General features: G+C 67.1%; 20 protein-coding genes. 14 read left to right on the top strand and 6 right to left on the bottom strand.

The window, feature by feature from the left end; translation table 11 throughout:
• Positions 1–37 precede the first annotated feature (37 nt).
• Together rplQ and IPK65_05900 are read left to right on the top strand one after the other, a co-directional pair.
• A complete protein-coding gene (gene rplQ / locus IPK65_05905) occupies positions 38–424 on the top strand; it encodes a 50S ribosomal protein L17 (GenBank protein MBK8162682.1) in 387 nt (128 codons plus the stop codon).
• Between the two features lie 226 nt (positions 425–650).
• Positions 651–1,376 carry an SAM-dependent chlorinase/fluorinase gene (locus tag IPK65_05900; GenBank protein MBK8162681.1) on the top strand — a complete coding sequence of 242 codons (726 nt, stop codon included), beginning with the start codon at positions 651–653 and terminating at the stop codon, positions 1,374–1,376.
• 227 nt (positions 1,377–1,603) lie between these two features.
• Here IPK65_05900 and IPK65_05895 read toward each other — a convergent pair whose 3' ends face one another.
• Positions 1,604–2,077: a peroxiredoxin gene (locus IPK65_05895; protein ID MBK8162680.1), complete on the bottom strand. Its 474-nt coding sequence runs from the start codon at positions 2,075–2,077 to the stop codon at positions 1,604–1,606.
• A gap of 174 nt (positions 2,078–2,251) precedes the next feature.
• On the opposite strand from IPK65_05895, the gene IPK65_05890 reads away from it, so the two are divergent.
• From IPK65_05890 to IPK65_05870, 5 genes are all read left to right on the top strand, one after another.
• The gene (locus IPK65_05890) at positions 2,252–3,127 is read left to right on the top strand and encodes a 4-hydroxy-tetrahydrodipicolinate synthase (protein ID MBK8162679.1); all 876 of its coding nucleotides are present in this window, start codon (positions 2,252–2,254) and stop codon (positions 3,125–3,127) included.
• On the top strand, positions 3,124–3,393 hold the full coding sequence (locus IPK65_05885; protein MBK8162678.1) for a hypothetical protein: 270 nt from the start codon (positions 3,124–3,126) through the stop codon (positions 3,391–3,393). The genes IPK65_05890 and IPK65_05885 overlap by 4 nt, the downstream gene beginning before the upstream one ends.
• A 164-nt stretch (positions 3,394–3,557) precedes the next feature.
• A complete protein-coding gene (gene purC / locus IPK65_05880) occupies positions 3,558–4,271 on the top strand; it encodes a phosphoribosylaminoimidazolesuccinocarboxamide synthase (GenBank protein ID MBK8162677.1) in 714 nt (237 codons plus the stop codon).
• Positions 4,272–4,331: 60 nt separating this feature from the next.
• Positions 4,332–8,246 carry a phosphoribosylformylglycinamidine synthase gene (gene purL / locus IPK65_05875; protein MBK8162676.1) on the top strand — a complete coding sequence of 1,305 codons (3,915 nt, stop codon included), beginning with the start codon at positions 4,332–4,334 and terminating at the stop codon, positions 8,244–8,246.
• Positions 8,247–8,309: 63 nt separating this feature from the next.
• A complete protein-coding gene (locus IPK65_05870; protein MBK8162675.1) occupies positions 8,310–9,161 on the top strand; it encodes a glucosaminidase domain-containing protein in 852 nt (283 codons plus the stop codon).
• A gap of 92 nt (positions 9,162–9,253) precedes the next feature.
• On the opposite strand, the gene IPK65_05865 is transcribed toward IPK65_05870, so the two are convergent.
• The gene (locus tag IPK65_05865; GenBank protein MBK8162674.1) at positions 9,254–10,372 is read right to left on the bottom strand and encodes a polysaccharide deacetylase family protein; all 1,119 of its coding nucleotides are present in this window, start codon (positions 10,370–10,372) and stop codon (positions 9,254–9,256) included.
• Between the two features lie 84 nt (positions 10,373–10,456).
• Between IPK65_05865 and IPK65_05860 the strand changes: the two genes are divergently transcribed.
• The 3 genes from IPK65_05860 (at position 10,457) to IPK65_05850 (ending at position 13,568) form a co-directional block, all read left to right on the top strand.
• Positions 10,457–11,134 carry an FKBP-type peptidyl-prolyl cis-trans isomerase gene (locus tag IPK65_05860; GenBank protein ID MBK8162673.1) on the top strand — a complete coding sequence of 226 codons (678 nt, stop codon included), beginning with the start codon at positions 10,457–10,459 and terminating at the stop codon, positions 11,132–11,134.
• A 154-nt stretch (positions 11,135–11,288) separates the two neighbouring features.
• Positions 11,289–12,866: a peptide chain release factor 3 gene (locus tag IPK65_05855; protein MBK8162672.1), complete on the top strand. Its 1,578-nt coding sequence runs from the start codon at positions 11,289–11,291 to the stop codon at positions 12,864–12,866.
• Between the two features lie 144 nt (positions 12,867–13,010).
• The gene (locus IPK65_05850; GenBank protein ID MBK8162671.1) at positions 13,011–13,568 is read left to right on the top strand and encodes a redoxin family protein; all 558 of its coding nucleotides are present in this window, start codon (positions 13,011–13,013) and stop codon (positions 13,566–13,568) included.
• A 158-nt stretch (positions 13,569–13,726) separates the two neighbouring features.
• On the opposite strand, the gene IPK65_05845 is transcribed toward IPK65_05850, so the two are convergent.
• The 4 genes from IPK65_05845 to IPK65_05830 all read right to left on the bottom strand — a co-directional run bounded on the left by IPK65_05845 (position 13,727) and on the right by IPK65_05830 (position 19,434).
• Positions 13,727–14,110, bottom strand: coding sequence for a DUF2914 domain-containing protein (locus IPK65_05845; GenBank protein ID MBK8162670.1), 384 nt, complete (start codon positions 14,108–14,110; stop codon positions 13,727–13,729).
• A 222-nt stretch (positions 14,111–14,332) separates the two neighbouring features.
• A complete protein-coding gene (locus IPK65_05840) occupies positions 14,333–17,158 on the bottom strand; it encodes a valine--tRNA ligase (protein MBK8162669.1) in 2,826 nt (941 codons plus the stop codon).
• Positions 17,159–17,255: 97 nt separating this feature from the next.
• Positions 17,256–17,687, bottom strand: a complete 432-nt coding sequence (locus IPK65_05835) for a DNA polymerase III subunit chi (protein MBK8162668.1) — start codon at positions 17,685–17,687, stop codon at positions 17,256–17,258.
• Positions 17,688–17,934: 247 nt separating this feature from the next.
• Positions 17,935–19,434 carry a leucyl aminopeptidase gene (locus tag IPK65_05830; protein MBK8162667.1) on the bottom strand — a complete coding sequence of 500 codons (1,500 nt, stop codon included), beginning with the start codon at positions 19,432–19,434 and terminating at the stop codon, positions 17,935–17,937.
• Positions 19,435–19,576: 142 nt separating this feature from the next.
• Between IPK65_05830 and lptF the strand changes: the two genes are divergently transcribed.
• From lptF to IPK65_05810, 4 genes are all read left to right on the top strand, one after another.
• Positions 19,577–20,674, top strand: coding sequence for an LPS export ABC transporter permease LptF (lptF, locus tag IPK65_05825; GenBank protein MBK8162666.1), 1,098 nt, complete (start codon positions 19,577–19,579; stop codon positions 20,672–20,674).
• On the top strand, positions 20,671–21,735 hold the full coding sequence (lptG, locus tag IPK65_05820; protein MBK8162665.1) for an LPS export ABC transporter permease LptG: 1,065 nt from the start codon (positions 20,671–20,673) through the stop codon (positions 21,733–21,735). The genes lptF and lptG overlap by 4 nt, the downstream gene beginning before the upstream one ends.
• A gap of 477 nt (positions 21,736–22,212) precedes the next feature.
• Complete coding sequence (locus IPK65_05815) at positions 22,213–23,268, top strand: metallophosphoesterase (protein ID MBK8162664.1); 1,056 nt, start codon at positions 22,213–22,215, stop codon at positions 23,266–23,268.
• Between the two features lie 2 nt (positions 23,269–23,270).
• The gene (locus tag IPK65_05810) at positions 23,271–23,804 is read left to right on the top strand and encodes a cytochrome C (protein ID MBK8162663.1); all 534 of its coding nucleotides are present in this window, start codon (positions 23,271–23,273) and stop codon (positions 23,802–23,804) included.
• Positions 23,805–23,807 lie beyond the last annotated feature (3 nt).

Genomic DNA, 23,807 nt, shown 5'->3' with positions numbered 1-23,807 from the left:
CGCGGGTTGAATAGAACAGACAGGAAAGGGCGGAATCATGCGTCACCGTAAGAGTGGAAAAAAACTGGGCCGTAACAGCAGCCATCGCAAGGCGATGTACCGCAACATGGCGGCCTCGCTGATGCAGCACGAGATCATCCGCACCACCCTGCCGAAGGCCAAGGAGCTGCGCCGGGTGATCGAGCCGCTGATCACGATGGCAAAGACCGACGGCGCGACGCGCCGCCGCCTCGCCTTCGACCGCATCCGCGACCGCGACATGGTGACCAAGCTGTTCAACGAGCTGGGTCCGCGCTACAAGGACCGCCCCGGCGGCTACCTGCGCATCCTGAAGTGCGGCTTCCGTCCCGGCGACAACGCCCCGATGGCCTACGTCGAGCTGCTCGACCGCCCCGTGGCGGCGGCGGAGAAGTCGGCCGCCTGAGGCAGCCGCGGAATCCTGAACTGACGAGACCGGGCCTGGCCCGGTCTTTTCGTTTCAGCCGCTCGCACTTCAGTTATCTTGCGTTCTCCCGGGTTCCGCTGCGCTCCATCCGGGCGGCGATGCGGAACCGCACCGGGAAGGGGGCAGATTTCACTCCAGGATTTGAAATCTGTCCCCGAAAGCCTGGTCCTTTGGCATCGCACCGGAATTTTCCTATAGTGTCGGCATGATCGTCCTGTTCACGGATTTCGGCCCGGCCGGTCCCTACGTCGGCCAGATGAAGGCGGTGCTGCACGGCATCGCGCCCGGGGAAACCGTGATCGACCTGCTGTCCGACGCGCCTGCCTGCGATCCGCGCGCCGCCGCCTACCTGCTCGCGGCGTACGCGGGCGATTTCCCCGCCGGGGCGGTGTTCCTCTGCGTGGTCGATCCCGGCGTCGGCGGGAAGCGTGCCGCGGTGGCGCTGCGGGCGGACGGGCGCTGGTTCGTCGGGCCGGACAACGGCCTGTTCAATGTGGTGGCCATGCGCGCGCGTGAGCTGGAGTGGCGGGACATCGCCTGGCGCCCGGAGCGCCTGTCGGCGACCTTTCACGGCCGCGACCTGTTCGCGCCGGTCGCGGCCCGCATCGCGCGCGGCGAGATGCCGCCGGGCGGCCCCTGCGAGGCGGCACAGCGCGTCGACAGCGGCTGGGCGCAGGATTACACGCGCATCATCTATGTGGATCACTTCGGCAACGCCCTGACCGGCATCCGCGCCGGGGGCGTTGAGCCGGAGCGCCGCCTCGAGGCTGGCGGCAGGACGCTGGGCGCGGCCCGCACCTACTCCGACGTGGCGCCGGGGGAGGCCTTCTGGTACTCGAATGCCAACGGCCTGGTGGAGATCGCCGTGAATCGCGGCAGCGCCGCCGCGGCGCTCGGCCTGCGCGTGGGCGACCCCGTGGCGTGGGATTGAGAGTAAACAGGACTGAGTGCGGAGGACTGAGGACGGAGTGAAACACCCACAAAACTGCGGACAGGTCCGCACCGCTTGTTTTCCGTGCGACATGTAGCCCGGATTCCGCTGCGCTTCATCCGGGCTACATGCCGAAACGCAGTGAAAGAGAAGCGGGCAAGGCAGGCGGATCTCGCGGGACAGTTTGAGGCCTTTACTCCGTCCTCAGTCCTCCGCACCCAGTCCTGTCATTCGCCCAGCGCCTTGATCGCCTCCAGCACCTCGTCGACGTGCCCCTCGACCTTGACGCCGCGCCATTCGCGGCGCAGCACGCCCTTGGCGTCGATCAGGAAGGTGCTGCGCTCGATGCCGCGCACCTGCTTGCCGTACATGTTCTTCATCTTCATGACGCCGAACAGCGCGCACAGCTTCTCCTCCGCGTCGGACAGCAGGTCGAAGGGGAAGGCCTGCTCGCTCTTGAACTTCTCGTGCGACTTGAGGCTGTCGCGCGACACCCCGAGCACCACGGTGTTGCGGCGCCTCAGCTTAGCGTACTGGTCGCGGAAGTCCTGTCCCTCGAGCGTGCAGCCCGGCGTGTTGTCCTTGGGATAGAAATAGATCACCACGGTGTTGCCCTTGAGGTCCGACAGCCGGACCTGCTTGTCGCCGGTGGCGGGCAGTTCGAAGTCGGGCACGGGTTTGTTGAGTGCGATGGCGTTCACGGTTCCTCCTGCGCGGGATGCTGACGGGTGCGGATTTCCCCTGCCCGTATCTTACCCGATTTGTCCGCGCCGCAAGACGTCCCCGCGCACGCGGTATGCGATCGGGGCCCGGTGCATTGTCATCCCGGGGCCGGAAAAGTAATATGACCCCCTGGCAATGCGCGGAGATCTCTGATGTTTCACGGCAGTATAGTGGCGCTGGTGACCCCGATGACGGCGGAGGGCGAGCTCGACTACGCATCGCTGCAGCGTCTGGTCGATTTTCACGTCGAAAGCGGCACCAGCGCCATCGTGGCGGTGGGCACGACGGGCGAGTCCGCGACGCTCGACGAGCCCGAGCACTGCGAGGTCATGCGCCGCGTGGTCCAGATGGCGCGCGGGCGCATCCCGGTGATCGGGGGCACGGGCGCCAACTCGACGCGCGAGGCCATCGCGCTCACGCGCAGCGCCATGGAAGGGGGCGCGGACGCCTGCCTGCTCGTCACCCCCTATTACAACAAGCCCACGCAGGAAGGCCTCTACCTGCACCACAAGGCAGTCGCCGAAGCCGTGCCGATCCCGCAGATCCTCTACAACGTGCCGGGCCGCACCGCCTGCGACCTGCTGCCCGAGACGGTCGCGCGCCTCGCCCACATCCCGAACATCGTCGGGCTCAAGGAGGCGACCGGCGACCTCGGCAGGCTCCGGCGGCTGCGCGAACTCTGCGGCGATGCGCTCGACCTGTTCAGCGGCGACGACGAGACCGCGATGGAATTCATACTGGGCGGCGGCCGCGGTGTCATCTCGGTGACCGCCAACGTGGCCCCCCGCGCCATGCACGAGATGTGCGCCGCCGCGCTGCGCGGCGACCGCGCCGCGGCCGCGGCCGTCAACGCCCGCCTGATGGCGCTGCACCGCGACCTGTTCGTCGAATCCAATCCGATCCCGGTCAAGTGGGCGCTGCACGAGATGGGCCTCATCCCGCCCGGCATCCGCCTGCCGCTGACGCCGCTCTCGCCACGGCATCACGATACCGTGCGTCGCGCCCTGCGCGAGGCGGGTGCGCTGTGAGCGGCGGCATGTCCGTTCCGGCACGGCTCGCGCTGCTCGCCCTCGCCGTCGCGCTGGCCTCATGCGGCATGAGCAAGCCGGACCTGCGCTATCGCGACAGCCGGCTGGAGCCCCCCCTGTCCCTTCCGGCCGGGGTGGACAGCCCCGGATATTCCGCCAGCATGGAGATCCCCCGGGCGGGATCGGCCGCGCCCGGGGCGGAAGGTCTCGACATCGAATTTCCGCCGGACCTGCGGGCCGTAGACCCGGTTCTCGTCACGGAGTGAGGCGGCCGCGCCGTCGCGGCGCGCGGGGAATTTCCCGTGCCTGAACGGCTCCGGTGCGGCGGGAGCGCTATGGACGATCCGTCGCCGCGGCCGTATCCTGTAACGCAAGACGCGCCCGGTGCCGGCACCGCCGGGCGGCGCCGGTTCTGACAATGAGGTAGAACATGCAAATCGTGAAGGAACTGTACTCGGGCAAGGCGAAATCGGTCTATACGACGGCCGACCCGGACCGGCTCGTCCTGCGCTTCCGCGACGACACCTCGGCCTTCGACGGCCGCAAGATCGAGCGTCTCGCGCACAAGGGCATGATCAACAACAAGACCAATGCCTTCGTCATGGCGCAGATCGAGCGTGCCGGCATCCCCACCCATTTCGAGAGCCTGCTGTCCGACACCGATTCGCTGGTCAAGCGACTCGAGATGATCCCGGTCGAATGCGTGGTGCGCAACATCACCGCCGGCAGCATCTGCCGCCGCCTCGGCGTGCCCGAGAATCTGGAACTCGATCCGCCCACCTTCGAGTTCTTCCTGAAGAACGACGAGCTGCACGACCCGATGGTGAACGAATACCACATCCGCGCCTTCGGCTGGGCCAGCGACGAGGAGGTCGCCACCATGAAGCGGCTCACCTTCGAGGTCAACGACGTGCTCAAGCGGCTGTTCCTGGACGCCGGCATCCTGCTGGTGGACTACAAGCTGGAATTCGGCCGCTTCCACGGCGAGGTCATGCTGGGCGACGAGTTCAGCGCCGACGGCTGCCGCCTGTGGGACGCCGAGACGCGCAAGAAGCTGGACAAGGACCGCTTCCGCCAGGACCTGGGCGGGGTGATCGAGGCCTACCAGGAGGTTGCGGCCCGCCTGGGCATCGACCTCGGCTAGTCCGGCGGCGCCACCCGCGGGAGGCGCCCGTCCCCGCATCGAGAAGGGAAGTTGAACAACATGCTACGTCTACCCGGCCGCGCCGCGCACTCGCGTTTTCGCCTCGACAAGCTGCGCGCCGAGATCGCACGGCAGGTGCCGTCGCTGTCCGCGCTCGGTTCCGAGTACATCCACTTCGTCGATCTGGAGCAGCCGCTCGCGCCCGCCGCGCACGCGGTGCTGGAACGCCTGCTCGACTACGGTCCGCGCGATGCCGAGCCGGTCAGCCGCCCGGGTGATGCGTCGGGGCAGATGCTGCTGGTGGTGCCGCGCGCCGGCACGATGACTCCGTGGTCGAGCAAGGCCACCGACATCGCACACATCTGCGGACTGGAGAACGTCGCGCGCATCGAGCGCGGCATCGCCTATCACCTCGGCCGCAAGGGCGGCGGCGTCTTCACCGGGCACGAGCTCGCGCGCATCATCCCGCTGCTGCACGACCGCATGGCGCAGACCGTGGTGTCCTCGGCCGATGAGGCGGAGGATCTGTTCCTGCACGCCGAACCGCGGCCGCTCGAAACGGTCGACATCCTGCAGGGCGGGCGCGCCGCGCTGGAGGCGGCCGACCGCCGCCTCGGGCTCGCGCTGAGCGGCGACGAGATCGACTACCTGGTGGAAAGCTTCGGCGCGCTCGGCCGCAATCCCACCGACGTCGAGCTGATGATGTTCGCGCAGGCCAATTCCGAGCACTGCCGCCACAAGATCTTCAACGCCGACTGGATCATCGACGGGCGCGCGCAGGAGCGCAGCCTGTTCGGCATGATCCGCACCACCGCGCAGAAGGCGCCGCACGGGCTGCTCAGCGCCTACAGCGACAACGCCGCGGTGATCGCGGGCACGTCCGCGCGCCGCTTCTATCCGGAGCCGGCGAGCGGCCGCTACCGCCGCGTCGAGGAGACGGCACACATCAACATCAAGGTCGAGACGCACAACCATCCGACCGCGATCTCGCCCTATCCGGGCGCTGCGACCGGCGCCGGCGGCGAGATCCGCGACGAGGGCGCGACCGGCCGCGGCGCCAAGCCGAAGGCCGGCCTGTGCGGCTTCTCCGTGTCGAACCTGCGCCTGCCCGGCGCCGCGCGTCCGTGGGAGGGCGACCACGGCAAGCCGGACCGCATCGCCTCCGCGCTCGACATCATGCTGGAAGGGCCGATCGGCGCGGCCGCGTTCAACAACGAATTCGGACGGCCGAACCTGGCCGGCTATTTCCGCACCTACGAGGAACGCGCGCCCGGGCCCGGCGGCCACCAGCTGCGCGGCTACCACAAGCCGATCATGCTGGCGGGCGGGCTCGGCAACATCAGCGAGGCGCACATCGGCAAGCAGGACCTGGTGCCGACCGCGCAGCTGGTGGTGCTGGGCGGGCCTGCGCTGCTGATCGGCCTCGGCGGCGGTGCGGCCTCGTCCATGACGAGCGGGGCGAGCAGCGCGGACCTCGACTTCGCCTCGGTGCAGCGCGACAACGCCGAGATGCAGCGCCGCTGCCAGGAAGTGATCGACCGCTGCTGGCAGCTCGGCGCGGACAACCCCATCCTTTCGATCCACGACGTCGGCGCCGGCGGCCTGTCCAACGCTCTGCCGGAGATCGTGCACGGCGCCGAGCGCGGGGCGCGCATCGAGCTGCGCGCCGTGCCCTGCGACGACCCGGGCATGTCGCCGATGCAGATCTGGTGCAACGAGGCGCAGGAGCGCTACGTGCTGGCGGTGGCCTCTGAGCGCAGCGCCGAATTCCAGGCCCTGTGCGAGCGCGAACGCTGTCCGTGCGCGGTGGTGGGCGAGGTGATCGCGGACGCGCAGCTCACCGTCGGCGACGGCTATTTCGACAACCTGCCGGTCGACCTGCCGATGCAGCTCCTGTTCGGCAAGCCGCCGAAGACGCTGCGCGACGTCCACCATGCCAGCTTCCACAAGCCGGAGCTCGACACGCGGGGCATCGACCTGCACGCGGCGGCGCTGCGCGTGCTGCAGTTGCCGGCGGTGGCCGACAAGACCTTCCTGATCGCGATCGGCGACCGCACCGTCGGCGGCATGGTCGCGCGCGACCAGATGGTCGGACCGTGGCAGGTGCCGGTGGCCGACGCGGCGGTGACGCTGAACGACTTCGACGGCCATGCCGGCGAGGCGATGGCGCTCGGCGAACGCGCACCGCTCGCGCTGATCCATCCCGCGGCCTCCGGCCGCATGGCGGTGGGCGAGGCGCTGACCAACATCGCCGCCGCGCCCATCCGCGCGCTCGGGGACGTCAAGCTGTCCGCCAACTGGATGGCCGCGGCCGGGCATCCGGGCGAGGACGCCGCCCTGTTCGACACGGTGAAGGCGGTGGCGCTCGAGCTGTGCCCCGCACTCGGCATCGCGATCCCGGTCGGCAAGGACTCGCTGTCGATGAAGACGCGCTGGAGCGAGCAGGGCGAGGCGCGCGAGATGACCGCGCCTCTGTCGCTCATCGTCAGCGCCTTCGCGCCGGTGGACGACGCGCGCCGCGTGCTGACGCCGCAGCTCGCGCTCGACCAGGGCGACACTGACCTGATCCTGATCGACCTCGGCAAGGGGCAGAACCGCCTCGGCGCCTCGGCGCTGGCGCAGGTCTACCGCCAGGTCGGACACCACGGACCGGACCTCGACGACCCGCAGGCGCTGAAGGCCTTCTTCGGCGCGATCCAGGACCTCAGCCGCGAGGGCCTGCTGCTGGCCTACCACGACCGTTCCGACGGCGGGCTGTTCGTGACCCTGTGCGAGATGGCCTTCGCCGCCCATGCCGGCGTCAGCGTGATGCTCGACGCGCTCGGCGACGATCCGCTGGGCGCGCTGTTCAGCGAGGAGCTCGGCGCCGTGGTCCAGGTGCGCCACGCCGATACCGACGCGGTGCTGGAGTGGCTGCATGGCGCGGGGCTCGGCCACTACAGCCACGTCATCGGCAGCGTCAACGACGAGGACCGCATCGTGTTCACGCGCGCGCACCGCGAGGTGCTGGCGGACAGCCGGGTCAACCTGCAGCGTGCCTGGTCGGAGACCACCTGGCGCATGCAGTCCCTGCGCGACAATCCGGCCGCCGCGCAGGAGGAATACGACCGCCTGCTCGACCACACCGACCCGGGCCTCAACGCCGCGCTGACGTTTGACCCGGCGGAGGACATCGCCGCCCCGTATGTCCGCAGCGGGGCGCGGCCGCGCGTCGCCATCCTGCGCGAGCAGGGGGTGAACGGGCAGGTCGAGATGGCCGCCGCCTTCGATCGCGCGGGCTTCGACGGCTTCGACGTCCACATGAGCGACATCCTCGCGGGCCGGACCTCGCTCGCCGGCTTCCAGGGGCTCGCCGCCTGCGGCGGGTTTTCCTACGGCGACGTGCTCGGCGCGGGCGGCGGCTGGGCCAAGGCGATCCTGTTCAACCCGCGCGCGCGCGACGAGTTCGCGGCCTTCTTTGCCCGCCCGGATTCCTTCGGCCTCGGCGTCTGCAACGGCTGCCAGATGTTCTCCCAGCTCCACGAGCTGATCCCGGGCACGGAGCTGTGGCCGCGCTTCGTCCGCAATGCCTCGGAGCAGTTCGAGGCCCGCCTCGCGCTGGTCGAGGTGCTGCCCTCGCCCTCGCTGTTCTTCGCCGGCATGGCGGGCTCGCGCATGCCCATCGCCGTCGCCCATGGCGAGGGCCGGGTGGAGTTCCGGGAGGGGCAGACCGAGGCGGCCGTGCGCAAGGCGGGGGCGGCTGCGCTGCGCTATGTCGAGAACCGCGGCGAGGCGGCGGCGCGCTACCCGGCGAACCCGAACGGCTCGCCCGGCGGGCTGACCGGCTTCACCACGCGCGACGGCCGCTTCACCGCGATGATGCCGCACCCGGAGCGCGTTTTCCGCGCCGTCCAGCATTCCTGGCGCCCGCGCGCCTGGGGCGAGGACGGCCCGTGGCTGCGGATTTTCCGCAACGCCCGTAAATGGCTTGGATAATATCAATTAAATCAATGTCTTAACTGCTTTGGGGCGGCGCGCCGATCGGCTATAATAGCGCCCATGCACGCATGGGGACATTCGCTCGTCAAGATCTGCGCCCTGTTCATCCCGCTGTCCATCGCCGCCGCTCTGGGGTGGTGGGGGCAGGGGCCGCGGCAGCAGCCCGTCCACGAAGGATGGAACGACTACCTGCAGCCGGTCGCGGTGGACGACGTCTCCGACCTGCAGCGCCTGTTCGCCGATCTCGAGTACACCTGGCCGCCGCCGCCGGGCCGTTCCGTCCCGCGCATCGCGATCGAACCCCTGCCGCTCGACTACACCCTGATCGAGGACGTCCAGACCCGGAAGTCGATGTTCTTCCGCGTCCTGCTGCCGATGGTGCTGGCCGAGAACGCGCGCGTCCTGCGCCAGCGGCAGGCGCTGGAGGAGGTCTTCGGCCTGGAGTCGCTGCCCGCCGCGGAAAGCCCGCGCGGACGCTTCCTGCGCGAGCTGATGGAGGAATACCGCGTCCAGGGTGACCCCGGCGCCGCGGGCCCGCGCGCGGAGCTGCTGCGCCGGGTGGACATGATCCCCGTCGCGCTGGTGCTGGCGCAGGCCGCCAACGAAAGCGGCTGGGGCACCTCGCGCTTTGCGCGCCTCGGCAACAACCTGTTCGGGGTGTGGACCTACCGCGAAGGGGCGGGCATCGTCCCGGCGGCGCGCCCCGAAGGCGAGACGCACGCCCTGCGCATCTTCGACAGCCTGCGCGACTCCGTGCGCGACCACCTGCACAACCTGAACATCGGCCACGCCTACGGCGAAGCTGCGCCAGCTGCGTGCCCAGATCCGCGCCCAGGGCGGCACGCTCGACTCCCTCGTGCTGGCCGGGGGGCTGTCGCGGTATTCCAGCCGCGGCGAGGACTACATCGGTGAGATCCAGGCGATCATCCGCTCCAACCACCTGCGCTCCCTGCGCGCCGCGGACCTGCGCGAGCACGACCTGTGGACGGCCTCGCGGTCCCGGGTTACGGGCGTATCCAGAGATGGCTGAACCAGTAGTACCGGTCCGGCCGTGAGGCGGAGGGCGCGGTGCAGTTGTAGCGGCTGCGCCCCGCAGGCAGACCGCCCGCGGCGCGGGCGCTGAAGACCGCGCTATCTCCCTTCCGTTCGATCCAGTTGATCCCGATCCTCACCCCGCCCTGGTCGAAGCAGCGCAGCGCATCGAGGCGCGCGTCGCCGGCCCCGGCGCCGGTCGCCAGGGTCGCGCGCATGAGCGGCGCCTTCGTCCCGGTGACCACCGGATCCCAGGGCTCGACCGCGCGCACAGGCAGGGCGAACGCGGCGGCCTTGGCTTCGAATTCCGCCCGACCGGCGTAGGCCTCGGCCATCGGAAAGCGCGGCAGCGCGCGCAGGTCGGACCATGGGCCGAGCGCGCCCGAGTGCTGGCCGAAGGCGGTGTAGCCGAGTCCCTCCACCAGCTCGGCGAGCGGGCGGTCGTATTCCCCGTAGGGATAGGCGAACAGCATGGGCGCCGCGCCGAGTTCCTCCTCGAGGCGCCGCTGCGCGCGCCCGATGTCCGCCGTCACGCGCGCGTTCCAGGCGGACGGTGACTCGCCGGGTGCGCGGCGGATCAAATAGTCGTGGCTGGCGGAATGGTTGCTGAAGACGGCGCCGCCAGCCTGCATCTCGCGCATCTGCGCCCAGCTCATGAAGTCGGGCAGCCTGTCATCGACGGCGCCGGTGGCGACAAAGACGGTGAACGGCCAGCCGCGCCGCTTCAGCCGCGGCCAGGCCCCGGTGTAGACCGAGAGATAGGCATCGTCGATGGTGATGGCGACCGTGCGGTCGGGGATCTCCCCGCCGTCGCGCAGGCGGTCGACGATGCGCTGCAGCGGCCAGACCTGATAGCCCGCCGCGGCCAGGTGATCCAGGTGGTCGTCGAACTGTTCGAGCCGGACGCTGGTGGAGGGATGTTCCGGCTCGCCGAAGCGGTGATACATGAACACGACGGCGTTCGACGGCCCGGCGCCCGCCGCATCCGCGGCGAGGAGCACGAACAGGGACAGCAGGACGCCGGCCAGCGACGGCATCCCGCCTTTGCGCAGGCGTGCCCGAATCCCGGTAACCGGTCTGATATTCATCATATATCTTGGCGTGCCCGCGGGCGCATCTGCTACCATAGCAGTCCTTTTTACCCCAACATCAACCCAACATCAAAGGTCGAACCCATGAAATCACACCTGGTTCTCGCATTGTCGGCGCTGCTGCTGACCGCCCCGGCCCTCGCCGCGGACGATCTGACCAAGGGCACAGACAAGCAGAAATTCAGCTACGCCGTCGGCTTCCAGATCACCCAGGGCCTGCGCCATGACGGACTGGAGCTCGACGCCGAGGCGTTCGCCCAGGCCGCGCGCGACGTGCTCACAGATCAGCCGGCCAAGCTGACCATGGAAGACATGCAGGCGGCGATCGAGAAGTTCCAGCAGCAGGCGGCGGCGGAACAGACGGCGAAGGCAGAGAAGGCGCTCAAGGACGGCCAGGCCTTCCTCGCCGATAACAAGGCCAAGAAGGGCGTGGTGACGCGTCCGAGCGGCCTGCAGTACCAGGTGATCAAGGACGGCACCGGCAAGAACCCGGCCGCCACCGACACGGTGGAAGTGAATTACCGCGGCACGCTGCTCAACGGCACCGAGTTCGACAGCTCCTACAAGCGCGGCGAGAGCGTGTCCTTCCCGGTCAACCAGGTCATCCAGGGCTGGCAGGAAGTCCTGCCGCTGATGAAGGTGGGCTCGCACTGGAAGGTCTTCATCCCCTCCAACCTGGCCTACGGCGAGCGCGGTGCGGGCGCCAACATCGGCCCGAACGAGACGCTGGTGTTCGAGATCGAGCTGCTCGGCATCAAGTAAGCGATCGCACGATTATCTGCCCGCCACCGCGGGCGCGCATGCAGTCACCCGAGCCGCCGGACGCCTGGACGTCCGGCGGCCGCGGTTTTTGTCCCCCCGGCTCGATCTTGCTACACTCGCCGGTTTCCGGAGTCACCCCGCAGGATCATTACCGATGTCTGACACGACGGAAACGGCGCGCCGCCGCACCTTTGCCATCATCTCCCACCCGGACGCGGGCAAGACCACGCTGACCGAGAAGCTGCTGTTGTTCGGCGGCGCGATCCAGCTTGCCGGCGCGGTGAAGGGGCGCAAGGCGAGCCGCCACGCGACGTCGGACTGGATGGAGCTGGAGAAACAGCGCGGAATCTCGGTGACGACTTCGGTGCTGCAGTTCCCCTACCGCGACAAGATCATCAACCTGCTCGACACGCCCGGCCACGCGGACTTCTCCGAGGACACCTACCGCACCCTGACCGCAGTCGACTCCGCGCTGATGGTGATCGACAGCGGCAAGGGCGTGGAGGAGCGCACCATCAAGCTGATGGAGGTGTGCCGCCTGCGCGACACGCCGATCATCACCTTCATCAACAAACTCGACCGCGACGGCCGCCCGCCGGTGGAGCTGATCGACGAGATCGAGTCGGTGCTGAAGATCAATTGCGCCCCGGTGAGCTGGCCGATCGGCATGGGCAAGCTGTTCAAGGGCGTGTTCGACCTGCTCCACAACCGCGTGCACCTGTACAGCCCGACCCACGGCGGCCGCATCCAGACCGGCGAGGTGATCGAAGGGCTCGACAACCACCGCCTCGACGAACTGGTCGGCAGTCAGGCCGACGAGCTGCGCGACGAGATCGACCTGGTGAAGGGCGCCAGCGCCCCCTTCGACCTGGAGGCCTACCGGCGCGGCGAGCAGACGCCGGTGTTCTTCGGTTCCGGCGTCAACAACTTCGGCGTGCGCGAACTGCTCGATGCCTTCGTCGAATGGGCGCCCGCACCGCTGCCGCGCGAGACACAGACGCGCACGATCGATCCTTCCGAGGAGAAGTTCACCGGCTTCGTGTTCAAGATCCAGGCGAACATGGACCCGATGCACCACGACCGCGTCGCCTTCCTGCGCATCTGCTCGGGGCGCTACCAGAAGGGCATGCGGCTCTTCCACGTGCGGCTCAAGCGCCAGGTGCAGATCTCGAACGCCATCACCTTCATGGCGGCCGAGCGCGAGCACACCGACGAGGCCTGGCCCGGCGACATCCTCGGCCTGCACAACCACGGCACCATCCAGATCGGCGACGCCTTCACCCAGGGCGAGGAGCTGAAGTTCACCGGCATCCCGGACTTCGCGCCGGAGATGTTCCGCCGCATCGTGCTGCGCGACCCGCTGCGCGTGAAGGCGCTCAACAAGGGTGTGGACCAGCTCTCGGAGGAGGGCGCGATCCGCGTGTTCCGCCCGCTGTTCGGCAACGACATCATCATCGGGGCCGTCGGCATCCTGCAGTTCGACGTCGTCGCGCACCGCCTGAAGCACGAGTACAACGTCGAGTGCAGCTACGAGAACGTGCAGGTCGCGACCGCGCGCTGGGTCCGCTGCACCGACGACAAGAAATTCACCGAGTTCCGCACCAGGCTCAACGACAACCTCGCCCTCGACAGCGGCGGCGACCTGGTCTACATCGCGCCGACGCGCGTCAACCTGCAACTGACCCAGGAACGCTGGCCAGACGTGGAGTTTCTGGCGACGCGGGAGCACTGAAAAGGTCGCTGATTCTTTTTTACACTGGGTGTGCTCCAAAATACCATGGGGTATGCTTGATGTCCGGGCGCAATGGCCCAGCCGGTGTGTGCATGCGTGCAGCGTGCGCTGCATCCCCGGCAGTCGCAGTAGGGAGGAGATGGAATGACTATCCCATCTATGCCGGCACCAGACTGGCTGGTTGACCAGTGGTTCAACACCGAGCGGCCGCTCGACCTGCCCAGCCTGCGCGGCCGTGTCGTGATGCTGCATGCCTTCCAGATGCTCTGCCCGGGTTGCGTCAGCCATGGAGTGCCGCAGGCCGAGCGCGTGCATCGCCAGTACGCGCAGGAGGGCGTGACCGTCGTCGGCCTGCACACGGTCTTCGAACACCATGCGGCGATGACACCACTGGCGCTCGAGGCTTTCCTCCACGAATACCGTGTCACCCATCCCGTCGGCGTGGACGTCGCCGTGCCGGGCCGCTCCGTTCCCGCTACCATGCAGGCCTACGCCATGCGCGGCACGCCGACGCTGATCCTGATCGATCGCGCCGGCCATATCCGCTTCCATGAATTCGGTCGTCCCGACGACCTCAAGGTGGGAATGGTTCTGGGGAGTCTGCTCGCGGAGCCGTGGGCAGCTCCGGCGGGCGTGCCGCCTGCCGGGCCGGTTGGCGTCGACAGCGGCTGCGATGATGAGGGCTGCGCGTTGCGTGATTGAAGAAAGGCCGACACACTATTCTTGATGAAATGGTGGCCGGCCCGTTCGCTATCTCCGCCTGCGGCACGAGTGAAATCTAAGGAGTCAGTGCCCTTTGCAGACTCTTTCTTCTGAGCGGGGTTGAATGGGGACAGATTTGAAATCTGTCCCCAAGGGCATTATTTATATTCGAAACTATTCTCCGCCAGCACGTTTCCTCCAGCATCAACTACCGCAACCGTCCAAGACCCGATCCACTCCGGCAGCAGTTCCTTGCTCGACCACACGCGCCAGCGTGCGCTGCCGGGCGTGAAGCTGACTTCGGCCAGGGTGTTGCCGTTGTAGGTCCAGCGGTGGGTGACGGTCTGGCCTTCGAGGTCGCGCGGTTCGGTGAAGAAGTAGACCTTGTTCGTATTCGCGGCGGCGGCCTCGGTGAGTTCGTCCACCGGCTCGCGGGCGTCGATGGTGGTGGTGAACTGGGCGCGGGTGACTTCGCCGGCCATGGCCGTTGATACGGAGAGCAGCAGGGCGAGGAGTGAGAACAGCAGGGTGGTCTTTTTCATGGTGGAGTCTCCTAGGCAGTGCCTGTGGAATGATTACTTGGTTGTCATTCCAGCGCAAGCGGGAATCCAGGGGCTTGAGTTATTTGACTTTCTGGGTCCCCGCTTTCGCGGGGATGACGAATTAACCGACCCATCGTTGTTGCGGGGATGACGGATTAGCCGATTCCCGACTGTGCGGGCATGACGGACTGGGTTGGGCTTCCTGGCTGAGAAGGTCGAGGATTATATCGACCGGATGCGCTCCCATTGCTGCTGCAACTGCTCGTGGTTGTGACGCAGTTCACCCAGGCGCTCGCGTTCCTTCGCGACGACGTGGGCAGGGGCGCGTTCGACGTATTCCTTGTTGGCCAGCTTGCCCTCGCAGCGGGTAATGTCTCCCGTCAGCTTGTCGAGCTCCTTCTGCAGGCGGGCGAGTTCGGCGTCCTTGTCGATCAGGCCGGCCATCGGGATCATCAGCTTCAGTTCACCGACCAGCGCGGTGGCGGACTCGGGCGGCATCTCTTCCGCCTTCAGCCAGCGGACGGATTCGAGCCGCGCCAGCGTCATCAGGAAGCCTTCGTTGTTCGAGAACTGCTCGCGGTCGGCGGCATCGCCGAACTGCAGCAGCACGGGCAGCGGCTTCGACGGCGCGATGTTCATCGAGCTGCGAATCTTGCGCACGCTCATGACGAATTCCATGATCCAGCGGATCTCGGTCTCGGCGGCCGGGTCGCGCAGCGTGTCCTGCGGCGCGGGGTAGGGCTCGCGCATCACGGTGGCGCCCTTTTTGCCGGCGAGCGGCGCGACGCGCTGCCAGATCTCCTCGGTGATGAACGGGATCAGCGGGTGGGCGAGGCGCAGGATGGCCTCGAGCACCTCGATCAGCGTGCGGCGCGTGCCGCGCTGCAGGGCTTCCTCCGCGCTGTCAGGATTGGCCAGGATCGGCTTCGACAGCTCCAGGTACCAGTCGCAGTATTCGTTCCAGACGAACTCGTAGATCGCCTGCGCCATCTGGTCGAAGCGGTAGACGGCGACGGCGTCGATCACCTCGCGGGTGACGGCCTGCAGGCGCGAGCGGATCCAGCGGTCCGGCAGGCTCAACTCGATGTTGCCGCCGTTCGCGCCGCAGTCCCTGTCCTCGGTGTTCATCAGCACGTAGCGCGCCGCGTTCCACAGCTTGTTGCAGAAGTTGCGATAGCCCTGGATGCGGTTGAGGTCGAACTTGATGTCGCGGCCGGTGGAGGCGAGCGCGCCGAAGGTGAAGCGCAGCGCGTCGGCGCCGAAGGCGGGGATTCCGTCCGGGTACTCCTTGCGCGTGGCGGCCTCGATCTGGCGCGACATCTGCGGCTGCATCAGCCCGCTGGTGCGCTTGGCGACCAGCGCCTCGAGTTCGATGCCGTCGATCAGGTCGATCGGGTCGAGCACGTTGCCCTTGGACTTCGACATCTTCTGGCCGTGGGCGTCGCGCACCAGGCCATGGATGTAGACCTCGCGGAACGGCACGTCGTCCATGAACTTCAGGCCCATCATGATCATGCGGGCGACCCAGAAGAAGATGATGTCGAAGCCGGTGACCAGCACGCTGGTGGGGTAGAAGGTCTTCAGCGCCGCGGTCTGCTGCGGCCAGCCGAGCGTCGAGAACGGCCACAGCGCGGAGCTGAACCAGGTGTCGAGCACGTCCGCGTCCTGTTCCAGTTTGATCCCCGGCCCGAGTTTGTGCTTCGCGCGGATCTCCGCCTCGTTGCGGCCGACATAGACGTTGCCCTGGTCGTCGTACCAGGCCGGGATGCGGTGCCCCCACCAGATCTGGCGGCTGATGCACCAGTCCTCGATGTTGCGCATCCATTCGTAATAGGTCTTGCTCCAGTTCTCCGGCACGAAGCGGATGGCGCCGGTCTCGACCGCGCGCACCGCCGGTCCGGCGAGCGGGGCGACGCGTACGTACCACTGGTCGGTGAGGTAGGGCTCGACGACGGCGTTGGAGCGGTCGCCGCGCGGCACCATCAGCTTGTGCGCCTGGGTGCGTTCCAGCAGGCCCTGCGCATCGAGGTCGGCTACGATGCGCTTGCGCGCCTCGTAGCGGTCGAGGCCGCGGTAGGCCTGCGGGAGCAGCGCGAAGGCGGGCGATTCCGTTTCGGTCGCGGCGATGTGCGCATCGACGGTGAAGATGTTGATCAGGCCGTTGTGCGGCAGCGCCATCAGCTCGGTCTCGTCGCGGTGGCGCTGCCAGACCTGATAGTCGTTGAAGTCATGCGCCGGGGTGATCTTGACGCAGCCGCTGCCGAACTCGGGATCGACATAGTCGTCGGCGATGACCGGGATGCGGCGGCCGGTGAGCGGCAGCCCGACCTGCTGGCCGATCAGGTGGCGGTAGCGCTCATCATCGGGATGCACCGCGACGGCGGCGTCGCCGAGCAGGGTCTCGGGCCGCGTGGTGGCGACGGTCAGGTGGCCGTTGCCGTCGACCAGCGGATAGCGGATGTGCCACATATGGCCATCCTCCTCCTGCGAGATCACCTCGAGGTCGGACAGCGCGGTGTGCAGCACCGGGTCCCAGTTGACCAGGCGCTTGCCGCGGTAGATCAGGCCTTCCTCGTACAGGCGGACGAACACCTCCTGCACCGCCTCCGACAGGCCCTCGTCCATGGTGAAGCGCTCGCGCGACCAGTCGAGCGAGGCGCCCATGCGGCGCAGCTGGCGCGTGATGCTGCCGCCCGACAGATCCTTCCACTTCCACACCTCGTCGATGAACTTCTCGCGGCCGAGGTCGTGGCGGGTGATGTTTTTCGCCGCGAGCTGGCGCTCCACGACCATCTGGGTCGCGATGCCGGCGTGGTCGGTGCCGGCCTGCCACAGCGTGTTGTCGCCGCGCATGCGGTGGTAGCGGGTCAGGGCGTCCATCAGCGTGTCCTGGAAGGCGTGGCCCATGTGCAGCGTGCCGGTGACGTTCGGCGGCGGGATCATGATGCAGTAGGGCGTGCCCTGCCCGGCGGGGGCGAAGTGGCCCTCGTCCTCCCAGGTGCGGTACCAGCGTTGTTCGAGGGCGTGCGGGTCGTAACTCTTGTCCATGGCGGAATGCGGTCCTGAAACGGCTCGGTCTGGTTGCTGTGCGGATGAGCGGCTTATTGTAGCGGAGATTGCCCGCCCGCGGCAGCGAACGGGGCGCTCAGTCGAGGTTGTGCGTCTCGGGCGCGCAGCCGCGCTCGCGGTAGCGGCGGAAACGCTCGCGTCCCGCCTGCTTGACCTCGGACGACTGGTCCACGATCTCCGCGACGCGCTCGAAGCGGTCGAAGAAGTCCGGCACCGCGGCGGCGAGGTTGATCAGCACGTCGCGCGCCGGCGGCGCGGCGCCGCCCGCGCTGCCGATCAGGACCTGGGGCGGCGGCTGCGGGTCGTCGCCCAGCAGCGCATGGGGCAGGAAGCTGCCGGCGCGGAAGGTCCACAGCAGTTCGTCGAGCCGGCGCGCGTGCGCCTCGGAGTCCGCGTGCAGGTAGACCTTGTGCCCCATCTTGCAGGCCTTCTCCGCCAGCCGGCAGCAGAGGAGATCGCGGGCCGCCGGCGTCTCGCCGGGCAGGATGTAGAAATCGACGCGGGGCATGGTCATTAGTGATGATCCGCAAGTAGCCAGGATGAAGGTGCGCAGCGCCGGAATCCTGGAAGCCTTGCCCGATCCCGGATTCCGCTGCGCGGCATCCAGGCTGCGGCTTCTGTATTGGACGTCATCCCCGCGCAGGCGGGGATCCTGGTCTTCAAGACGCCAGCGTTCCGGATTCCCGCCCCCGCCTTCGCGGGGGCCTGCCTGAACCACGCGGGAATGACAGATTCATGGTGCGCGCCTGGCGTGTTCACCCCTGGGCCTGGTCGATCAGGTACTGGGTCAGCAGCGGGATCGGGCGGCCGGTGGCGCCCTTGCTGCCGCCCGAGAGCCAGGCCGTGCCGGCGATGTCGAGGTGCGCCCAGGGATAGGCCTTGGTGTAGCGCGACAGGAAGCAGGCCGCGGTGATGGCGCCGCCGTCGCGGTTGCCGACGTTCGCCATGTCGGCGAAGTTGCTCTTGAGCGACTCCTGGTATTCGTCCCACAGCGGCATCTGCCACGCGCGGTCGCCGCTGCTGGTGCCGGCGCGCAGCAGCTCCTGCGCCAGGTCCTCATCGTTGGCAAACAGGCCGCTCGCCTGTTTGCCCAGCGCCACCACGCAGGCGCCGGTCAGGGTCGCGACATCGATCACCGCGCGCGGCTTGAAGCGCTCGCTGTAGGTCAGCGCGTCACACAGGATCAGGCGGCCCTCGGCGTCGGTGTTCAGGATCTCGATGGTCTGGCCCGACATGCTGGTGACGATGTCGCCCGGCTTGCTGGCATTGCCGTCGGGCAGGTTCTCGCAGCTCGGCACCACGGCGATGACGTTGAGCGGCAGCGCCATCTCGGCGGCGGCCACCACGGTGCCGAGCACGGCGGCGGCGCCGCACATGTCGAACTTCATCTCGTCCATTGTGGCGGCGGGCTTGATCGAGATGCCGCCGGAGTCGAAGGTGATGCCCTTGCCGACCAGGACGTAGGGCTTCTCGGTGCGTTTGGTGCCGTGGTAGCTCAGCACGATCAGGCGCGGGGGCTGGCGGCTGCCGCGCGCGACGGACAGCAGCGACCCCATCTTCAGCGCCGTCATCTCCTTCTCGGTGAGGATCTTGACGCTCAGCTTCGCGTTGCCCCGGGCCAGCTTGCGCGCCTCGTCGGCGAGGTAGCTCGGCGTGCAGATGTTGCCGGGCAGGTTGCCGAGGTCCTTCGCCAGCGCGATGCCGTTCGCGACCGCCTGACCCTGCCGCACGGCCTGGCGGGCGGCGGTGAGCCCGTCCGCCTCGGCGATGTTGAGGGTGAGCCGGTGCAGCTGCGGCGCGCCGCCGTTGTCTTCCTTCTTGCTCTTGAGGCGGTCGAAGCGGTAGAGCGCCTCGTGCGTGACTTCCACCGTCTGGCGCAGCGTCCAGGCGAGGTCGCGGTCCTTCACCTCGATCTCGGTAAGGAAGGACACGGCCTCCCGGAGGCCGATCCCGGCGAGCGCGGACGCCATGCCCTGGAGCACCTTGCGAAAGCGGGCGGCGTCCAGTTCCTTCTCCTTGCCGCAGCGCACCAGCAGCACGCGGTCATAATTCAGGCGGGGTACGTTATACAGGCACAGGGTCTGGCCCGGCGCGGATTTCATGTCGCCGCCCTTCAAAATGTTTACAATGTAGCCGTTCGACAGCCGGTCGAGTTCCTGTGCCGAGGGGCTGAGGCGGTGCCCATCGAACACGCCCACCACCGCGCAGGTGGATCGTTGCTTGCCGATGGTGATGCTTTTGACGATGAATTCCATGTGGGCTCCAGAAGGTCGGTGTAGTGTCAACCGGGACGGCGGCGGGGCGTTATCGCCTGCAGCGGACGTTCTTGGGTTCCGCGAAAGTTTACCTCAATCGGGCTGATTTTCCACCCGCCTCCCGCCGGCAAGGATCCCGCGCTTGGTCATCGATCGCTACATCCTCAAGGAAATCTTCTACACCCTGCTGGTGGTGCTGTTCGTCCTGCTGGTCATCTTCCTGAGCAACCGCTTCGTGCGCGTGCTCGCCGACGCCAGCGCGGGCGACCTGGCCAGCGAATACGTGCTGACCCTGCTGGCGATGAAGACGCTGGCGTCCATGGTGATCATCCTGCCGCTGGGGCTGTTCATGGCGGTCCTGCTGGGATTGAGCCGCCTGTACAAGGACAGCGAGATGGTCGCCCTGGCGGCATGCGGCGTCAGCGTGCGCGGGATATACCGCTCGGTGATCGCGCTCGCGCTCGTGGTCGCCGCGGCGGTCGCGGCGGTGTCCTTTTATCTCGCGCCGTGGGCGGAGGAGCAGAGTTACCGCATGCGGGACGCGCAGGAGTCGCAAACCCTGCTGACCGGCATCATCCCCGGGAGATTCACCGAGCCGGAGGGCGCCGACGGTGTGATGTACTTCGAGCGGCTGTCCGCCGACGGCACCTTGATGCACGATGTCTTCATCCAGCAGCACCGGAGCGAGGGCGAGGTGGTGCTCTCGGCCGAACGCGGGCGCCGCTGGCTGGACGAGACCGGCGCGCAGTATCTGGTGCTGATGGACGGTTACCGCTATGAAGGCATGCCGGGGGACGCCGATTTCAGGGTGATCCGCTTCGAGCAGCACGCGGTGCGCATCGAGGCGCGGGACGTCGCCCCGACCCTGCGCAAGCAGCGTGCCCGGCCCACGAGCGAGCTGATCGGCTCGGACGATCCGGCCGACGTCGCCGAGCTGCAGTGGCGTGTCTCCATGCCGCTGGCGGTCCTGTTCCTGGCGCTGCTGGCCGTACCGCTCAGCCGCACCAGCCCGCGCCAGGGCAAATACGCGAAGCTGTTCGTCGCCGTGCTGATCTATCTGATCTACAGCAACTTCCTCGGCGTCTCCAATTCGTGGCTGGCGCGCGGCAGGCTCGCGCCGGAGATCGGGATGTGGTGGGTCCATGTCGCGCTGCTGTTCAGCATCTGGCTGCTGTTCGTGCGCCAGTACGGGCTGCACTGGGTGCTGCGCTCGATGTTCGGGCGGAGGGAGGCGGCGTGAAGGTGCTGGACCTCTATATCGGGAAGGCCGTGATCGGCGGGGCGTTCCTGGTCATGTGCGTGCTGCTGTCGCTGTTCGTGTTCATCGAGTTCATCGGCGAGCTCGACGTGATCGGGCGGGGTAATTACGGCATGTGGGAGGCGGTCAGGTACGTCCTGCTCAGCGTGCCGCGGCTGACCTACGAGCTGATGCCGCTGGCGGCGCTGCTGGGCAGCCTGGTCAGCCTCGGCATGCTCGCCGGCAACAACGAGCTCATCATCATGCGCGCCTCCGGTGTTTCGCTGGCCCGCATCTCGTGGGCGGCCATGAAGGCCGGTCTGCTGCTGGTGCTGTTCGCAATCTGGATCGGCGAGTGGGTCGTCGCCGACGCGGAGAAGAGCGCAACGGCGATCCGCTCCAGCGCCCTCGCCGGCAAAGATTCCCTGCGCACGGCGGACGGATTCTGGACGCGCGACGGGCGCGATTTCATCAACGTGCGCACCGTCCTGCCCGGCGGCGGGCTGGTCGGCGTGTATATCTACGAGTTCGACGACGCGCGCGAGCTGCGGCGCATCTCCAGCGCCAACAGCGCGATCTACACCGACGGTGAATGGCATCTCAAGGAGGTCAGGCGCAGCGCGATCAGCCCCGACGGCGTGGCCACCGAGAGCATGCCCGACCTGACCTGGCGCTCCCAGCTGAGCCCGGATCTGCTCGACGTCATCGCGATCAAGCCCGACAGCCTGTCCGTCAGCGGACTGTACAAGTACATCCGCTACCTGCGGATGAACGGCCTGAGTTCGGGACGCTACGAGATCGAGTTCTGGACCAAGATCGCGCTGCCGTTCGCCACCTGCGTGATGGTGTTCGCGGCCCTGCCGTTCGTATTCGGTCCGCTGCGTTCGGTCGGCGTGGGCCAGCGCATCCTGATCGGCGTGCTGGTCGGGATCGGCTTCTACCTGCTGAACCAGACGGTGGGCTACCTCGGCCTGGTATACGAATTCAACCCGCTGCTGAGCGCGGTGCTGCCGACTGTCCTGCTGCTGGCGGGCGCCTTCTACATGATGCGCCGGATCCATTAGGGCGGGGCGCGCCGCACGGACATCCGGCCCAAACGGACCCGCAGATGGAATCCATTGAAGATCAATTCATTGATAGTGCAATGTGCGAAGTCATCTGAACATCGCCGGGTCCGGCCATGCCCGAGTCCATCGGGCATGGGGCTGACCCGCAGCCTTCACCGCATCCCCCTCCGCTGAAGTTCCGCCGCGCAGTCCGGCAGGCCGTGATGCGCCAGCCGCGACGGCCGGATGACGCCGGTCCGTCTGCGCACCGGCCGGTCCGATCATAAGCCGCTTGGGCTATTGACACGTCTCAGGGGCGGGAGTACGGTTTAGATCGTGTCTTAGACATGGTCCAACATTTTTAAAACAAAAATTATAGATAGCACGTCCTTCAACTCACCCAAGCACGATCCGGAACCTGTATTTCGTTATTAACTAGGCAGCAAAAGGAGAAAGCACTAGTAGTACTGGAAACAACGCGACACAACGACACTAATGCGCGCTCACGCGCAAGAGGAGGATTCAGCCGTGGAAAAGATTTCAAGAAGAAACTTTCTAGGTATGTCCGTAAAGGCAACTGCTGCAACGTTTGTTGCCGGTACGTTCGCCCCAGCTCCCAACAGCTTTTTCGGCCTCGCCGGCATCGCCGAGGCGGCCACCAAGAAGATATCGCCCTTCACCTTCGCAGTTATCACCGACGCCCACCTGCACGACATCAAGGATCACAAGTTCGACCGCATCCTGGAACGGGCGGTAGATGATATCAACAAGATGAACCCCGCTCCCGATTTCGTGCTCTACGGCGGCGACATCGGACAGCTCGCCAAGCCGGGCGAACTCGACAAGGGGAAGAAGATCCTCTCCAAGCTCAAGATGCCCTACAAGATCATCCCGGGCGAGCATGACTGGTACCTGGATCTCGGCAAGGGCTGGAAGGATCGCTTCGGCGCCGACCACTGGTCCTTCGACCACAAGGGCGTGCACTTCATTGGCATGAACTCGATCCTGGTCGACGACTACTGGACCGGCCGGGGCCTGACACCCGACGAGCGGATGGGCTGGTGCGCCGAGCTCGAGTCCCACCGCTGCGGCGCCTGGGGCGTGGGTGCGGAGCAGCTGGACTGGCTGGCGAAGGATGTCGCGAAGCTCAGCCCGGATACGCCGGTGTTCATCATGACCCATTCGCCGCTGTGGGATTACTATCCGCGCTGGAACTTCCAGACCAAGGACGCCCCCCAGATCCGGCAGATCCTCGGCAAGTTCGACAAGGTGGTCGCGATACACGGACACGTGCACCAGGTCGTCTACAACGCGATGGGCAACATGACCTCGGCGGGCCTGCTGTCGACCTCGTGGCCGTGGCCGTATCCCCAGATCCAGCTTCCCTATCCGAGTCTCAGGATGAACCGCGTCGACCCTGCCGACATCTACGACGGTCTGGGCGGCCACAAGGTCAACCTGGCGGGGGACAAGGTGTTTGGCGGCATGCTGAACTACCAAGTGTGGTCGGATCTGCTCCCCGCCAACGTGCAAGCCGGCATCAAGCTCTAACCGTGGAGGATTACGTGATGAAAAAACATAAAAGCATGTATGCAATCGGTGCCTCCGTCACGGGTCTGAGCCTCGCGGGGTTCTTGCTGCTGGGCGGTCCAGCGGATGTCCAGGCGAAGAAGCCGGTCAGTCCGGCGCAGGCCGAACAGGAACGGCAAGAGCTGATGAAGGCGGTATTAACGGGCGATGCCCTCTGGCACGACGGCTCGCTCGGCACCAACGGTCTGGCCTGCGGGAACTGCCACCCTGACGGTTCGGCGACCAATCCGCACACCTGGCCCAAGTTCCAGACGAACCTGGGCAAGGTCGGCACGCTGAGGGAGATGATCAACTGGTGCATCATGGTGCCGCTGGAAGGGAAGGCGTTGCCGACCGAAGGCGACAAGATGATCGCGATGGAGGCCTATGCCACCTTTATGCATGACGGGGTAGCCATCGCGCTCGGCAAGGATGAGCAACATGGTGCGAATCCTGTCAAGGGTAGTGGTGCCGGCTATCCGTTACCAGAAGGTGTCACCGACATGGATGCCCCATGATGG

This window comes from Gammaproteobacteria bacterium, from assembly GCA_016712635.1.
Lineage (GTDB): Bacteria > Pseudomonadota > Gammaproteobacteria > SZUA-140 > SZUA-140 > JADJWH01.
Note: the sequence above shows the minus strand (reverse complement) of the source record. Positions and strands in the feature narration are given on the sequence as shown.